16 protein-coding genes are annotated in these 14,963 nt (G+C 64.0%); 14 read left to right on the top strand and 2 right to left on the bottom strand.

From position 1 onward, the window contains the following. The first annotated feature begins 56 nt into the window (after positions 1 to 56). The 12 genes from AB0P23_RS19055 to AB0P23_RS19000 all read left to right on the top strand — a co-directional run bounded on the left by AB0P23_RS19055 (position 57) and on the right by AB0P23_RS19000 (position 10,435). The gene (locus AB0P23_RS19055; protein ID WP_027497908.1) at positions 57 to 719 is read left to right on the top strand and encodes an L-threonylcarbamoyladenylate synthase; all 663 of its coding nucleotides are present in this window, start codon (positions 57 to 59) and stop codon (positions 717 to 719) included. Between the two features lie 18 nt (positions 720 to 737). Beyond that, complete coding sequence (locus AB0P23_RS19050) at positions 738 to 1,946, top strand: MraY family glycosyltransferase (RefSeq protein ID WP_027497907.1); 1,209 nt, start codon at positions 738 to 740, stop codon at positions 1,944 to 1,946. A 94-nt stretch (positions 1,947 to 2,040) separates the two neighbouring features. Further along, positions 2,041 to 2,472, top strand: a complete 432-nt coding sequence (locus AB0P23_RS19045; protein WP_283550677.1) for a hypothetical protein — start codon at positions 2,041 to 2,043, stop codon at positions 2,470 to 2,472. Positions 2,473 to 2,862: 390 nt separating this feature from the next. Further along, a complete protein-coding gene (gene atpB, locus AB0P23_RS19040) occupies positions 2,863 to 3,639 on the top strand; it encodes a F0F1 ATP synthase subunit A (protein WP_141214497.1) in 777 nt (258 codons plus the stop codon). Between the two features lie 78 nt (positions 3,640 to 3,717). After that, entirely contained in the window at positions 3,718 to 3,957 is a 240-nt protein-coding gene (locus tag AB0P23_RS19035) for an ATP synthase F0 subunit C (RefSeq protein WP_008715092.1), read from the top strand. A gap of 7 nt (positions 3,958 to 3,964) precedes the next feature. Next, positions 3,965 to 4,534 carry a F0F1 ATP synthase subunit B gene (locus AB0P23_RS19030; RefSeq protein ID WP_027497903.1) on the top strand — a complete coding sequence of 190 codons (570 nt, stop codon included), beginning with the start codon at positions 3,965 to 3,967 and terminating at the stop codon, positions 4,532 to 4,534. Between the two features lie 8 nt (positions 4,535 to 4,542). Then, the gene (locus AB0P23_RS19025) at positions 4,543 to 5,370 is read left to right on the top strand and encodes a F0F1 ATP synthase subunit delta (RefSeq protein WP_027497902.1); all 828 of its coding nucleotides are present in this window, start codon (positions 4,543 to 4,545) and stop codon (positions 5,368 to 5,370) included. A gap of 88 nt (positions 5,371 to 5,458) precedes the next feature. Beyond that, on the top strand, positions 5,459 to 7,102 hold the full coding sequence (gene atpA, locus AB0P23_RS19020) for a F0F1 ATP synthase subunit alpha (protein ID WP_032365581.1): 1,644 nt from the start codon (positions 5,459 to 5,461) through the stop codon (positions 7,100 to 7,102). 52 nt (positions 7,103 to 7,154) lie between these two features. Next, on the top strand, positions 7,155 to 8,126 hold the full coding sequence (locus AB0P23_RS19015) for a F0F1 ATP synthase subunit gamma (protein ID WP_027497900.1): 972 nt from the start codon (positions 7,155 to 7,157) through the stop codon (positions 8,124 to 8,126). Positions 8,127 to 8,129: 3 nt separating this feature from the next. Further along, positions 8,130 to 9,578 carry a F0F1 ATP synthase subunit beta gene (atpD, locus tag AB0P23_RS19010; RefSeq protein WP_027497899.1) on the top strand — a complete coding sequence of 483 codons (1,449 nt, stop codon included), beginning with the start codon at positions 8,130 to 8,132 and terminating at the stop codon, positions 9,576 to 9,578. A 30-nt stretch (positions 9,579 to 9,608) separates the two neighbouring features. Beyond that, a complete protein-coding gene (locus AB0P23_RS19005) occupies positions 9,609 to 9,968 on the top strand; it encodes a F0F1 ATP synthase subunit epsilon (protein ID WP_027497898.1) in 360 nt (119 codons plus the stop codon). Positions 9,969 to 9,997: 29 nt separating this feature from the next. Continuing rightward, positions 9,998 to 10,435, top strand: coding sequence for a DUF2550 domain-containing protein (locus tag AB0P23_RS19000; protein WP_032373969.1), 438 nt, complete (start codon positions 9,998 to 10,000; stop codon positions 10,433 to 10,435). An 18-nt stretch (positions 10,436 to 10,453) separates the two neighbouring features. Here the strand turns inward: AB0P23_RS19000 and AB0P23_RS18995 are convergent, their stop codons facing one another. After that, positions 10,454 to 11,047 carry a cob(I)yrinic acid a,c-diamide adenosyltransferase gene (locus AB0P23_RS18995; RefSeq protein WP_032373968.1) on the bottom strand — a complete coding sequence of 198 codons (594 nt, stop codon included), beginning with the start codon at positions 11,045 to 11,047 and terminating at the stop codon, positions 10,454 to 10,456. Positions 11,048 to 11,100: 53 nt separating this feature from the next. Between AB0P23_RS18995 and murA the strand changes: the two genes are divergently transcribed. After that, positions 11,101 to 12,354, top strand: coding sequence for a UDP-N-acetylglucosamine 1-carboxyvinyltransferase (murA, locus tag AB0P23_RS18990; RefSeq protein ID WP_032374008.1), 1,254 nt, complete (start codon positions 11,101 to 11,103; stop codon positions 12,352 to 12,354). On the opposite strand, the gene AB0P23_RS18985 is transcribed toward murA, so the two are convergent. Beyond that, positions 12,347 to 13,750 carry a PLP-dependent aminotransferase family protein gene (locus AB0P23_RS18985; RefSeq protein WP_363798803.1) on the bottom strand — a complete coding sequence of 468 codons (1,404 nt, stop codon included), beginning with the start codon at positions 13,748 to 13,750 and terminating at the stop codon, positions 12,347 to 12,349. The genes murA and AB0P23_RS18985 overlap by 8 nt on opposite strands. A 92-nt stretch (positions 13,751 to 13,842) precedes the next feature. Here AB0P23_RS18985 and AB0P23_RS18980 point away from each other — a divergent pair, with 92 nt between their 5' ends. Next, positions 13,843 to 14,526, top strand: a complete 684-nt coding sequence (locus AB0P23_RS18980) for a pyridoxamine 5'-phosphate oxidase family protein (RefSeq protein WP_363798801.1) — start codon at positions 13,843 to 13,845, stop codon at positions 14,524 to 14,526. The last annotated feature ends 437 nt before the right edge of the window (positions 14,527 to 14,963 follow it).

Here is a 14,963-nt window from a genome sequence, read left to right as displayed (position 1 = left end):
GGCAAGCCGGCGGCACCTGACATCACTTCGTTACCGAAGGTGGAAGGATAGGCGGAGTGAGTACCGTCTACGACTGCCGTGAAGCCGATGCGCGGGCTGCCGGATTGACCGCAGCGCGCGGTGCCCTCAAATCCGGTCGACTCGTCGTGATGCCCACCGACACGCTCTACGGGATCGCCGCCGACGCGTTCGACGGCAGCGCGGTCACCGACCTGCTGCGCGCCAAGGGGCGGGGACGCGATATGCCGGTCCCGGTCCTCGTTGGTTCGTGGAACACGATCGACGGCCTGGTGCAGAGCGTCCGGCCGCGGACCCGAGATCTGATTCGAGCCTTCTGGCCCGGCGCATTGAGCATCGTGGTCCAGCAGGCACCGTCGCTGGCGTGGGATCTGGGTGACGCTCAGGGAACCGTCATGCTGCGGATGCCGCTGCACCCGGTCGCGCTCGAGCTCCTTCGTGAAGTAGGTCCGTTGGCGGTGTCCAGTGCGAATATTTCGGGAAGCCCGCCCGCCACCACGGTGACGCAGGCGCGAGAACAACTCGGTGGATCTGCGGCGGTCTATCTCGACGGGGGACCGGCCGACCACGCGGTGGCTTCCACCATCGTGGACCTGACCGGTGAGCACGCACGAATCCTGCGGGTCGGTGCCATTCCCACGGAGCAGATTGCCGAGGTTCTCGGTGTCACCGCCGAAAGCCTGGTCCCAGGAGCGTCCTGACATGCCCGTCCGTTCCGCATGAGCGTCGAGGTGCTTGCCCAGTCGAATCTGGGCGCAGGCGTTCCGATCCGCGAGCTGCTGCTTGTTTTCCTGACGGCCGCTGTCGTCACGTTCTTCGCCACCGGTGGCGTTCGAGTGGCCGCGATCAAGTTCGGCGCAGTCGCCATTCCTCGTGATCGTGACGTCCACGTGCAGGCCACCCCGCGACTCGGGGGAGTGGGCATCTACGCCGGCATGCTCGCCGCGCTGCTGTTCGCCTCGCAGCTGCCCGCGTTGGCCCGCGGATTCGATGTCGCCTACAACCGCGACATTCCGGCTGCGCTGGTCGCAGGCTTCGTGATCGTGTTGGTCGGCGTCATCGACGACCGTTGGGGTCTGGACGCACTGACGAAGTTCGTCGGCCAGGTGACGGCGGCCGGCGTCCTGGTCATCATGGGTGTGAGCTGGGTCGTGCTCTACCAGCCCTGGGGCGGCGAGCCCGGCCAACCGGGCAGCACCCTGGTGCTCGACCAACTTCAGGCCGGACTGGTGACCGTTCTGATCACCGTCGTCATCGTCAACGCGATGAACTTCGTCGACGGCCTCGACGGCCTGGCAGCCGGACTGGGCCTCATTTCGTCGGTCGCGATCTGCATCTTTTCGGTGGGCCTGCTGCAGGAACAGGGGGGCGACGTCGGCGTCTACCCTCCTGCCTTGATCGCGGCGGCGCTGGCCGGTGCCTGCCTGGGATTTCTGCCGCACAATTTCCAACCGGCGCGCATTTTCATGGGCGATTCGGGGTCCATGTTGATCGGGCTGACGCTGGCCACGATCTCGACGAGTGCCTCGGGGCGCATTCCGTTGACGGCCTACGGTCCACGTGATCTGCTGGGCCTGTTGTCGCCGCTCCTGCTGGTCGGGGCCGTGATGCTCATTCCGATACTCGATCTGTTGCTCGCCGTCGTTCGCCGCACTCGGGCAGGGCGGAGTCCGTTCAGCCCCGACAAGATGCATCTCCATCACCGACTCCTGCAGATCGGTCACTCGCATCGACGGGTGGTCCTGGTGATCTACCTCTGGGTCGGTGTGCTCGCGTTCGGTGCGGTCGGATCCTCGCTTCTCGACCGGCGCATCGTGGTGCTCCTCGTCGCTGCCGGTCTGGTGTTCGCGCTCGTCGTCACGGCTGTGCCCACTCTGCGGGTGGATCGATCGCCCGGATCCGAACGCCGGGGTGTCCGACGCCGCTGATCGGCTCGGTGGTTCTTCGGTCGTGTCCCGGCTGGTGCCGGCAACCGGGTGCCACTGGGTACTCTCGACAACTGTGACCTTCACCCCGCAGCCCATGCCCGACCAATTCGCACCGCTTCGTGCCGCGGTCCGCTACGGCCTCATCGGCCTGGTGGTGCTGACGGTGGTGAGCGTGGGGATCTCGGTTGCTGCTGCGGGAACTCCAGGATTGTGGGGATCGATCATCGGAGTGGCCATCGGGGGCGGGTTCGTCATCACGACCGCGCTGTCGGTGGCTCTGACCACGCGGTTTCCCGCGTCGGCGGTCGGAGCGCTGTTGCTCGGTGGGTGGTTGGTCAAGATGGTCATCGCGCTGATCGTGCTCGTGGCACTCAAGGATGCGGACTTCTACAACCGGTATTCGCTCGGGCTGACCATTCTGGGGGCTCTGGTGGTGGTCCTGGGCGCGGAGGTGTTCGGTGTCGTCAAGACGAAGGTGGGCTACGTCGACAGCGTTCCTGCCGAAGGGAACCCCGACAAGTCGTAGTACGACAAGCTGTCGTAATCGGTTAAGCTGAGGGCCGCCTACACAACGTCGTAGTTCTGTTGATAAAGTTTGCATCAAGCGATGGGCAAGACCGGGACGAAAGAGACTTTTTCCCCGGACTGGACCCCCGCAGGTAACCATCAGCGTGAGCTTCCTTACAGTAGGCCCGGAGTCGCAGACTTCGGCAACGTAGGGTTTCGCCCTGAGAGTTGCCGAGTCGACGTGAGTCGCCGACACCCGACAGACGCTTGGCCGATGAAGACCGGGCCTCAGCCTCTGACGATTGCGAGCCGATTTTCGTCGACTTGATAGATCGTCATTGTCCGATCGAACCGCAGCCGTTACTCGGTTGCGGCCCGAACACGGGAGAGACCGCTGAGCGTCACCACTCTGGCTGCGGAGTTCCATCCGCCGTCACTATCCGATTTCTTTCCTCCCGCGGTGCTGTTCGAGGGAACCCCGTTCGAGCTCGACCGGCTGATGCTCATCCGCATCCTGATGTCGGCTCTGCTGATCGTCTTCATGCTGATCGCTCTGCGCAGCCCCAAGATCGTTCCTCGCGGAATCCAGAACGTCGCCGAGATCGCTCTCGACTTCGTCCGGATCCACGTGGCCGAGGATGTCCTCGGCAAGGAACAGGGACGCCGCTTCCTGCCCGTCATCATGACGATCTTCTTCACGGTCTTCGCGGTGAATCTCAGCGCGGTCATACCGTTCCTGAACATCTCGGCCAACGCCCGCATCGGTCTGCCGATCGTGTTGGCCGCAGTCGCGTACATCGCGTTCGTCTACGCCGGTGTGAAGAAGTTCGGTGCAGCCAAGTTCGTCAAGGGCACGATCGTGATCCCGGGCATTCCGAAGGCCATGCACGTGCTGCTGATCCCGCTCGAGTTCATCTCGAACTTCGTGCTTCGCCCGTTCACGTTGACGGTGCGACTGCTGGCCAACATGCTCGCCGGCCACATCATGCTCGTGCTGTTCTTCAGCGCCACGCAGTTCTTCCTCTTCGAGGCCTCCGCCGGCCTGAAGATCTTCGCCGCACCCTCGCTCATCATGGGCTTCCTGTTCACGATGTTCGAGATGCTCGTGATCTTCCTGCAGGCATACATCTTCGCGCTGCTGACGGCGATCTACATCGATCTGTCGCTGCACGCCGACTCGCACTGACCGACCAACAGACCGAACTAGCTACACCGCCACCTCCGACACCCGGATGTGGACCGAAGAAAGGGAACGGAAAACCGAATGAGCCTTGAAGTTCTGGCCCAGGCGCAGGAAATCACCGCCAGCGGATACGGCGCCATCGGCTACGGCCTCGCAGCGATCGGTGGTGGCATCGGCCTCGGCCTCGTCGTCGCCAAGAACATGGAAGCAACCGCTCGTCAGCCCGAGTTGGCCGGTCAGCTCCGTACGACCATGTTCCTCGGCATTGCGTTCACCGAGTCCCTGGCCCTGATCGGCCTCGTCGCCGGCTTCATTCTCTGAGAGCGCGATGACAAACGCGATAACGCTGCTCGCAGCCGGGGCGGAGGGGGAGGAGTCCCAGAACCCGCTGCTGCCCGCAACATACGACATCGTTTGGTCGATCGTCTGTGTCGTGATCATCGGCTTCCTGTTCTGGAAGTACGTCGTACCGCGTTTCCAGACGGTCCTCTCCGAGCGTTCCGAGCTCATCGAAGGCGGAATCAAGAAGGCCGAGCAGGCACAGGCGGAGGCGAAGGCTGCTCTCGAGCAGTACCACGCTCAGCTCGCCGACGCCCGTTCCGAGGCTGCGCAGATCCGCGAGGAAGCGCGCACCCAGGGACAGGCGATTCTCGCCGAGATGAAGGAAAAGGCGCAGGAAGAGAGCGATCGGATCGTGGCCGCAGGCCACAGTCAGCTCGTTGCTCAGCGTCAGCAGATCGTCACCGAACTTCGTGGCGACCTCGGACGTACGGCCGTCGAACTCGCCGAGAAAGTCATCGGAGAGCAGCTCTCCGACGACGCGAAGCGTTCCAGTTCGATCGATCGCTTCCTCAACGAGCTGGATTCCGTCACCGCGGACTCCGCATCAGGAAAGTGAGTCGAACCATGTACGCAACTTCTCGTGAGGCGCTCGCCCGCACACGGTCGGTCGCCCACGAAGCTCTGGGGTCCGCGTCGGGCGGCGAGGCAACGGCCGTCGCCGCTCAGACCGGTGCCGAGTTGTTCGCCGTCGTCGAGACTCTCGACGCGCAGCGCACGTTGCGTACCGCTCTCGCCGACTCCTCGGTCGAGGGCGATCGACGAAGCGCTCTGGCCGGAGAGGTCTTCTCCGGCCAGGTGTCGAGCGCAACGGCGACCATCGTCAAGGCTGCGGCCGGCGAAAGCTGGTCCACCGCCCGTGACCTGCTGAACTCGCTGGTAGAGCTGGGACGCGAAGCTCTGCTCCGCGCTGCTGCCGATCAGGACCAGCTGGACACGGTCGAGGACGAGCTGTTCCGGCTCGGCCGCATCGTGGCTGCCAACCCGCAGCTCGAGCAGGCATTGTCGGATCGCTCCAAGCCGGCACAGGCCAAGCGCGAACTGCTGGGTCGTCTGCTCTACGGCAAGGTCACCGCGGTCACCGAGGCGCTCGCGGTGCAGGCCGTCACGCGTCCACGGAAGGCGGCACCCGCCGACGTTCTGAACGGACTGGCAGATCTTGCCGCCGAACAGCGCGACCGCGCAGTTGCACACGTACGCAGCGCAGCCCCACTGAGCGACAGTCAGCTCGAAAAGCTGACCGCAACCTTGACCCGCACGTACGGCAAGCAGGTCACGGTGCACGTAGAGGTCGATACCGAACTGCTCAGCGGACTTGTCGTTCGTATCGGCGACGAGGTCATCGACGGTAGCGGGGCAGGCCGCCTCGCTGCATTGCGAAAGACGCTCAAATAGTCCGACACGGACACAGTAACGAGAAGAATTGCCTCGGCATTCGAGGCTTTTCATACCGCGATCATTCGAAGGAAGAGCAGGAAACACTATGGCGGAGCTGACGATCTCCTCCGACGAGATCCGTAGCGCGATCGATAACTTCACCGCGAGCTACTCACCGGAGTCTTCCCGCGAGGAGGTCGGCACGGTTACGGACACGAGCGACGGAATCGCTCACGTGTCCGGATTGCCGTCGGCGATGTCCAACGAACTCCTGGAGTTCCCGGGCGGAGTCCTCGGTGTCGCGTTGAACCTGGATGCCACCGAAATCGGTGCCGTCATCCTCGGTGACTACGAGCACATCGAAGAAGGCCAGGAAGTCAAGCGCACCGGAGACGTGCTGTCGGTCCCCGTGGGCGACGGCTACCTCGGTCGCGTCGTGGACCCGCTGGGCAAGCCCATCGACGGCCTCGGCGACATCGAGTCCTCCGAGACCCGCGCCCTCGAATTGCAGGCTGCCTCGGTGCTCGAGCGCCAGCCCGTCGAGGAGCCGCTGCAGACCGGCATCAAGGCGATCGACGCCATGACCCCGATCGGCCGCGGCCAGCGTCAGCTCATCATCGGCGACCGCAAGACCGGCAAGACTGCGGTCTGCATCGACGCGATCCTGAACCAGAAGGCGAACTGGGAGAGCGGCGACGACAAGAAGCAGGTTCGCTGCATCTACGTCGCCATCGGCCAGAAGGGCTCCACGATCGCAGGCGTCAAGGCTGCACTCGAAGAGCAGGGCGCACTCGAATACACCACCATCGTCGCCGCACCCGCGTCCGACTCGGCCGGCTTCAAGTGGCTCGCTCCGTACACCGGCTCGGCCATCGGCCAGCACTGGATGTACCAGGGCAAGCACGTCCTCATCGTGTTCGACGACCTGACCAAGCAGGCCGAGGCCTACCGCGCGATTTCGCTGCTGTTGCGTCGCCCGCCGGGCCGCGAGGCATACCCCGGTGACGTCTTCTACTTGCACTCCCGCCTGCTGGAGCGTTCGGCGAAGCTGTCCGACGAGCTCGGTGGCGGATCGTTGACGGCACTGCCGATCATCGAGACCAAGGCCAACGACGTCTCCGCGTACATCCCGACCAACGTCATCTCCATCACCGACGGCCAGGTCTTCCTGGAATCGGACCTCTTCAACAAGGGCGTCCGTCCCGCCATCAACGTCGGTATCTCGGTTTCCCGAGTCGGCGGCGCTGCGCAGACCAAGGGCATGAAGAAGGTCTCCGGATCCCTTCGTCTCGAGCTTGCTCAGTTCCGTGAGCTCGAAGCCTTCTCGGCGTTCGCGTCCGACCTCGATGCAGCGTCCAAGGCGCAGCTCGAGCGCGGCGCTCGCTTGGTGGAGCTGCTCAAGCAGGATCAGTACGCACCGGTGGCCGTCGAAGACCAGATCGTCTCGATCTGGCTCGCAGGCCAGGGCACGTACGACTCCGTTCCGGTCGGCGATGTTCGCCGCTTCGAGACCGAGCTGCTCGAAGATCTGCACCGCAACGCAAGCGGCGTCTACGACAGCATTGCCGGTGGCAAGGCTCTCGACGACGACAACCAGAAGGCACTGACCGAAGCGACCGAGAAGTTCAAGGCCGGCTTCGTGGACTCGGACGGCAACCGCGTCGTCAACGAGGCCGAGGCAGACACTCTGAACGCCGACGAGGTCAGCCAGGAGCAGGTCAACGTCACCCGCAAGACAGTCAGCAAGTAGGCCGGCGATGACAGGTGACATGACGAGCACAGAAGGGAGCGTGAACAGCTAGATGGCAAGCATTCTCGAGCTTCGCTCCCGTATCAAGTCGGTCAACTCGACGAAGAAGATCACCAAAGCGCAAGAGTTGATCGCAACTTCGCGAATCACCAAGGCGCAGGCCCGCGTTGCCGCATCGAAGCCGTACGCGGAAGAGATCACGAAGGTGCTCTCCGCACTGGCGAGTGCATCGAGCTCGCTCGATCACCCGTTGCTCAACGAGCGACCCGAGCCCAAGCGTGCTGCAGTCCTGGTCGTGACCAGTGACCGCGGTATGTGCGGTGGCTACAACTCCAACGTCCTCAAGGAAACGGAGGAGCTCTTCCAGCTCCTGCGCTCCGAGGGCAAGGACCCGGTCATCTACGTGCTCGGCGCAAAAGGCCTGGGCTACTACACGTTCCGTGAGCGGGACGTGAAGGGTGCCTGGACGGGCTTCTCGCAGGAACCCGGATACGCCGATGCAGCGAAGGCCAGTAGGCATCTGGTCGAGCTGTTCATGGCGGGTTCGGGCACCGAGGTGGAGGCTCCCAACGGTGAAGGCACCGTCGAGGGCGTGGACGAGTTGCACATCGTCTACACCCGCTTCGTGTCGATGCTCACGCAGAAGCCCGAAGTTCGCCGGATGGCACCACTCGAAATCTCGTACACCGACGAGGAATTCGAGATGGGTGCGGACGCGTTGACCGACTCACCGACCGCGGATGTGCAGGCACAGTACGAGTTCGAGCCGGAGGCAGGCACTTTGCTCTCGGCGCTGCTGCCCAAGTACATCAGCACCAGGATCTACGCGTCGTTGCTCGATGCAGCAGCGTCGGAGTCCGCGGCGCGTCGTACCGCCATGAAGGCAGCGACGGACAACGCGAACGAATTGGTCGAGACCCTGAGCCGACAGGCCAACCAGGCTCGGCAGGCCCAGATCACCCAGGAAATCAGCGAAATCGTCGGTGGCGCCAACGCGTTGGCCGACAGCGCAGGAAGTGACTAAGCAATGACCGCAGCAGTAGCCCAAGAGAACGCGAGCGGAGCGGACACACAGTCCGGCCGTGTCGTTCGGGTCATCGGCCCCGTTGTGGACGTCGAGTTCCCGCGCGGCTCGATTCCCGCACTGTTCAACGCCCTGAACGCAGAGATCACTCTGCCGACCGTGGCCAAGACCCTGACGCTCGAGGTTGCACAGCACCTCGGTGACAACTTGGTTCGCACCATCTCGATGCAGCCCACCGACGGCCTCGTCCGTGGCACGGCTGTCGTCGACTCCGGCAAGCCGATCTCGGTTCCCGTCGGTGACGTCGTCAAGGGCCACGTGTTCAACGCCCTCGGTGACTGCCTGGACACCCCCGGACTCGGCCGCGACGGCGAGCAGTGGGGCATCCACCGCAAGCCCCCAGCCTTCGATCAGCTCGAGGGCAAGACCGAGATCCTCGAGACCGGCATCAAGGTCATCGACCTGCTGACGCCGTACGTCAAGGGCGGAAAGATCGGTCTGTTCGGTGGTGCCGGCGTCGGCAAGACCGTGCTGATCCAGGAAATGATCACCCGTATCGCACGCGAGTTCTCGGGCACCTCGGTGTTCGCAGGAGTCGGCGAGCGTACTCGTGAGGGCACCGACCTTCACCTCGAGATGGAAGAGATGGGCGTCCTCCAGGACACCGCCCTCGTCTTCGGACAGATGGACGAGCCGCCCGGCACGCGTATGCGCGTGGCGTTGTCGGCACTGACCATGGCGGAGTACTTCCGCGATGTGCAGGGCCAGGACGTGCTGCTGTTCATCGACAACATCTTCCGCTTCACGCAGGCAGGTTCGGAGGTGTCGACCCTTCTCGGTCGTATGCCGTCGGCCGTCGGTTACCAGCCCACGCTGGCGGACGAGATGGGTGAGCTCCAGGAGCGCATCACCTCGACCCGTGGCCGCTCGATCACCTCGCTGCAGGCGATCTACGTCCCCGCCGACGACTACACCGACCCGGCTCCGGCCACGACGTTCGCGCACCTCGATGCGACGACCGAACTGTCGCGTCCGATTTCGCAGATGGGTATCTACCCCGCTGTGGACCCGCTGAGCTCGACCTCGCGCATCCTCGAGCCCGGCATCGTCGGTGCCGAGCACTTCCGCGTCGCCAACGAGGTCAAGCGCATCCTGCAGAAGTACAAGGAGCTGCAGGACATCATCGCCATCCTCGGTATGGACGAGCTTCAGGAAGAGGACAAGGTTCTGGTCGGCCGTGCACGCCGTCTCCAGAAGTTCCTCGGCCAGAACTTCATCGTTGCCGAGAAGTTCACCGGCGAGGCCGGTTCGGTCGTGTCCCTCTCGGACACCATCGAGGCGTTCGACAAGGTCACCAAGGGTGAGTACGACCACCTTCCCGAGCAGGCCTTCAACAGCTGCGGTGGTCTCGACGACGTCGAGGCAGCCGCGAAGAAGATGGCCGGAAAGTAGACCGACGTGACTTCTTCCGAGAAGAGCGGCATGGAGGTCTCCCTGGTCGCTGTGGAGCAGAAGCTGTGGTCCGGTACTGCGACCATCGTCAGTGCTCAGACCACCGAAGGTGAGATCGGCATCATGGCCGGCCACGAGCCTGTCCTCGGCCAGCTGGTCGAGGCGGGCACGGTGTCGATCACGACGACCGACGGCGAGAAGATCATCGCTGCGGTGCACGGTGGCTTCCTATCGGTGACGGGTAAGACCGTCACAGTGCTGGCGGAGTCCGCCGATTTCGCCGATGACATCGATGTCGAATCGGCACGGGCTGTAGTGGCAGAGAACGGCGACGACCTCGAGGCCATTGCGGTGGCCAAGGGACGTATCCGCGCTGTCGAGCGGTCCTAGGTTCACGAGAAGCCGCGACGAGACCTGCGATGCACTCCGGATTGATTGCTCTGATCATTCTGGTTGTGCTGCTCGCAGGGCTCGTCGCGGCTTTTGCGTATCGTCTCGCGGTGCTGCGACGAGGCGGTACGGCGGCGATCATGCGTGTGCTCCCGTCCGAGGGCGGTGCCGGTTGGCGGCACGGCATCATTCGGTACGGCGACAACACGCTGGTGTTCTTCAAACTGTCCAGTTTGCGACCCGGGCCCGACCATCGGCTGGGCAGACAGGACGTTCAGGTGGGGGACCGACGGGCCCCACGCGACACCGAGTTCGACATCATGACTCCGGACATCGCTGTGCTGGAGTTGTCGGACAACGGCAAGAATTACGAAATGGCATTGGACAGAAGTGCGTTGACCGCTTTCCTGTCCTGGGTGGAGTCACGCCCATCGGGGCGCTCGCGGCGCCGTCGACCGGCGGCCTGACGAGTCGCTCGCCGGAAATCAGTCGGAATCGGTACCCGTCGAGCGGCTCGCTCCCGGTACCCATTGCACGTCGCCCTCCGGGTTTGCATACCTGCTCAGGATGAACAGCAGGTCCGAGAGCCTGTTGAGATACTTGGCCGGCAGATCGCTCGTCGTTTCCGGGCCGGCATGAACTGCTGCCCAGGCCGACCGCTCCGCGCGCCGAGCGACGGTGCGCGCGACGTGCAGCAACGCTCCCAGAGGTGTGCCGCCGGGCAGGATGAACGACGTCAACGCCGGTAGCTCGTCGTTGAATTCGTCGCACCAGCCTTCGAGACGGTCGATGTAACTCTGATCGATCCTCAGCGGTGGATACTCCGGATTCTCGACGACAGGAGTCGACAGATCGGCACCGGCGTCGAACAGATCGCTCTGAACGGTCCGGATGACGGTCCGCACGGATTCGCTCGGATTTCCCAGTGCCAGTGCGACTCCGAGGCTGGCATTGGTCTCGTCGCAATCTGCGTAGGCGATCAGCCGCTCGTCGTTCTTCGAGACCCTCGAGAAATCGCTCAATCCCGTGGTCCCGTCGTCGCCGGTCCGGGTGTAGATGCGAGTGAGGTGAACGGCCATGCGGCTACGGTACCGCGCGGGTGCCGGTCGGTACCGCTGGCTACGCTGTCGAAGTGAGTGAACGCTTTTTGGTCAACGGTGGTAATCGCCTCGTGGGTGAGGTGGCGGTCGGTGGTGCGAAGAACAGCGTCCTCAAGCTGATGGCCGCGGCCCTGCTCGCCGAGGGAACCAGCACGATCACCAACTGTCCCGACATCCTGGACGTCCCGCTGATGGCGGAGGTGTTGCGCGGGCTCGGGTGTGAGGTGGAGCTCGACGGCTCGGTCGTCCACATCACGACCCCGGCCATGCCGAAATACCACGCCGATTTCGCGGCGGTACGCCAGTTCAGGGCATCGGTCTGTGTCCTCGGCCCTCTCGTCGCGCGGTGCAAGCGCGCGGTGGTGGCATTGCCGGGCGGGGACGCCATCGGGTCTCGTCCCCTGGACATGCACCAGTCCGGCCTGCAGTTGCTGGGGGCGCGCAGCGAAATTCAACACGGATGCGTCGTGGCGGAAGCCGACGAGTTGCGCGGCGCGAACATCAGGTTGGCTTTCCCTTCTGTGGGAGCGACGGAAAACATCCTGATGGCGGCAGTGCTTGCCACCGGTGAGACCGTGATCGACAACGCGGCCCGCGAACCGGACATCGTCGATGTGTGCAACATGCTCAACGAGATGGGTGCCGACGTCCAAGGTGCAGGTACCTCGACCCTCACCATCCGGGGTGTCAGCGCGTTGAAGCCGACGACTCATCGCGTCATCGGCGACCGAATCGTGGCTGCTACATGGGGAATCGCGGCCGCGATGACGCGCGGGGACGTTCGCGTGCGGGGGGTCAACCCGAAGCATCTCTCGCTCGTACTGGACAAGCTGCGGTCTGCGGGTGCCGAGGTGACCAGCGAACCGGACGGCTTCCGCGTCGTCCAGCACGAACGGCCGCGAGCAGTGAACTTTGCGACGTTGCCGTACCCCGGGTTTCCGACGGATCTGCAACCGATGGCTATCGGGCTCGCGACCGTCGCCGACGGGACGTCGATGATCACCGAGAACGTGTTCGAGGCACGCTTCCGGTTCGTCGAGGAGATGATCCGACTGGGCGCTGATGCGCGTACCGATGGCCACCATGCTGTGGTTCGCGGTGTTCCCCAACTCTCCAGCGCGCCGGTGTGGTCTTCGGACATTCGAGCTGGGGCCGGGCTGGTCCTGGCCGGGCTGGTGGCGGACGGTACGACCGAAGTGCACGACGTGTTCCACATCGACAGGGGCTATCCGCGATTCGTGGAAAACCTGACCGCTCTCGGCGGGAGCATCGAGCGGGTCAGCTGACCGACCTCTTCTCGAGAGCGTCGACCAGCACCCGGAGCGCGCGCTCGAATCGATCGTCCGCCACCGACCCGTAGCCGACGACGATGCCACCATCGGTGGTCGGCGATCGCGTCGAATGTGCGAGTGTCGGCAAATCGACTCCGTTGTCCGCGCAGTCGGCTGCAATATCGCGTGCAACGTCTGCGTCGAGTACGAGCACCGTGTGCAGCCCGGCACCGACGCCCCGAAGTTCGCCGAATGGCGCCAGCGCAGCGGCGACGACGCGGTCACGTGCCCGATAGATCCGACGTGCCGTGCGTACGGACCGGTCCCATTCGCCGTCGCGCAACAGCGAGGTCATGGCCTGCTGGACGGGAACCGACGGGAAGTCGCCGATGGCGCGACGTGTGTCGGTGATGCGCTCGACCATCGACGGGGGAGCCACCATCCATCCGAGGCGTACGCCGGCACCCAGCGTCTTCGATACCGTTCCCAGGTAGACGGCACGGTCCGGAACGAGCTCGGTGACCGTCGTCAAAGGTGCTATGCCGTAACGGAATTCGGAATCGTAGTCGTCCTCGAAGATGGTGGTTCCGGTACTTCGTGCCCAGTCCGCCAGGGCGCGCCGACGACCGATGGGCATGAGTCCGCCGGTGGGGTACTGGTGTGAGGGAGTGACGTAAACGGCCGGGGTGCCGTGAGGAACCGATTCGAGCTCGTCGACGACGAGGCCCTCGCGGTCGACGGGGATGTCGTGAACGGACCACCCGCGGTGTGTAGCGAGGGCAGCAGCAGCTCGGTATCCCGGATTCTCCAGTGCGAGAACATGTTCGACGCCGACGTTTGCTGAGAGGGCACCCAGTGCCAGGTCCAGACCGTGAATGCTGCCCGTGGTGACGACGATCGAATCCGCGGTGGTGTGCAGCCCGCGTACGCGGCCGAGCAAGTCTGCAATGCGCTTGCGCAAGTCGAGTGAGCCGGCCGGATCGGGATAGTCGCCCGGTGGGGGAGAGCCACCGACGTCTCGCCATGCCCGCTTCCACGCATCGGATGCGCGAGGCGGAGTCCACGGTATTCCGGGGCGCAGCGAAATGCGCTGAGTAGTGGGTGGGCCTTCCTGTGCTCGGTGCAGCCTGTGGTCCGACCGAACGGCATGCGGAACATCTCGGACGTAGTTGCCGGATCCGCGACGTGCCTCGAGCCATCCTTCGGCGACGAGCTGCTCGTACGCCTTCTCCACCACCGCACGAGCCAGACCCATTTCGACGGAAAGTGCTCTGGTGCTTGGCAATCGGACGCCCGGCTCGAGCTCGCCGCGATCGATGGCCGCCCGGATACCGTCGGCCACCTGAACGGGCAACGTGCGGCGGTCGGCTCGATCGATCGCGATCGACAGGGCATTCGGCGGCAAGGTCATCGTGCGTCACCTGTCCATGGCAGAAAGTGGCCTAGCATCATTGCTCCCTATTGGACCATGACAGTGAGCCAACGGGGCGGCACTCTGGTGGCATGACTGCCGACGAAACACTTCTGTCCCCAACATCCAGGACCACCGTGGTCCGAGGTCGGCAGCGTGCGCAGTCGGAGCGGACGGCGTTGCTCGACGTGCTCCGATCGGCTCGCCTCTGTCATATGGGGGTGCTGGTGGGGAACGTGCCACGTGTGCTCCCGACCGTGTTCGGCCTGGATCCGGACGGGCCGGACAGGGCGGGAACCCTGTACCTCCATGGTTCGGTCGCCTCTCGAAGCCTGGTGGAGGCGCCTGATCAGGACATCTGCGTGACGGTCACGGTCGTCGACGGGTTGGTTCTGGCCCGGTCCGCGTTCCATCACTCGATGAACTATCGAAGCGCCGTCATCGTGGGACGGCCACGTCGAGTGGAGGACGAGGACGAACGGGCACGGGCATTGGACGCCATAGTCGATCAGGTCGTTCCGGGTAGAAGCACATATCTGCGGGCGCATACGAGAAAAGAGCTGGCGGCGACGAGTGTGTTGGCGCTTCCGTTGTACGAAGCATCGGTGAAAGCGCGGACCGGCGGACCGATCGACGACGAGGCCGACATTGCAGCAGGTGACGTGTGGGCGGGTGTGATTCCGATCGGTGACTACGTCGGCACTGCAGAGCGTGGGGAAGATGTGGAACCGAACCTCGATGTGCCCGACCATGTTCTGGCGTTGTCCCGCTCGTGAAACCCGTTTCTGTCGACTGTTCGCAAGATATGGCTGGCGTCACATGCGGGGAAGTGCCGGCCGAATGCGAGGCCTTGTTGCGCACAGGTCCTCCGACCTGCGCGGATGCCGGCGGTAAGTCGATCCACCTGCCGATTTGCGTGTGTGGGGTTGGTGGCGTAGCTTTTGTCGAGTCAGAGCGACGGACACCGACCCGGTCTTCACGGACTGGGTGAACGAGGTTGGACGTGTGGCTCGGCAGGTTTTATCCCCCAAGAGTCGGGCCTTGTGTCCGAGACCAAGCTGGGATAGGCTGGAACAGTTGCCCTTGAGGCCTACGGATTGTGTGTTCGTGGGGTTCGAGTGTGTGCGTGTTCTTTGAGAACTCAACAGTGTGTCGATGAATGTCAGTGCCGAATTTTATTTGGTGAAAGCATTCGATGTATCAGCCATCCGCT

It is taken from the genome of Rhodococcus sp. NPDC077669 (assembly GCF_040686915.1).
Taxonomy (GTDB): domain Bacteria; phylum Actinomycetota; class Actinomycetes; order Mycobacteriales; family Mycobacteriaceae; genus Rhodococcoides; species Rhodococcoides fascians.
The sequence above is the reverse complement of the archived record's forward strand: the minus strand, read 5'-3'. Positions and strand labels throughout refer to the sequence as shown.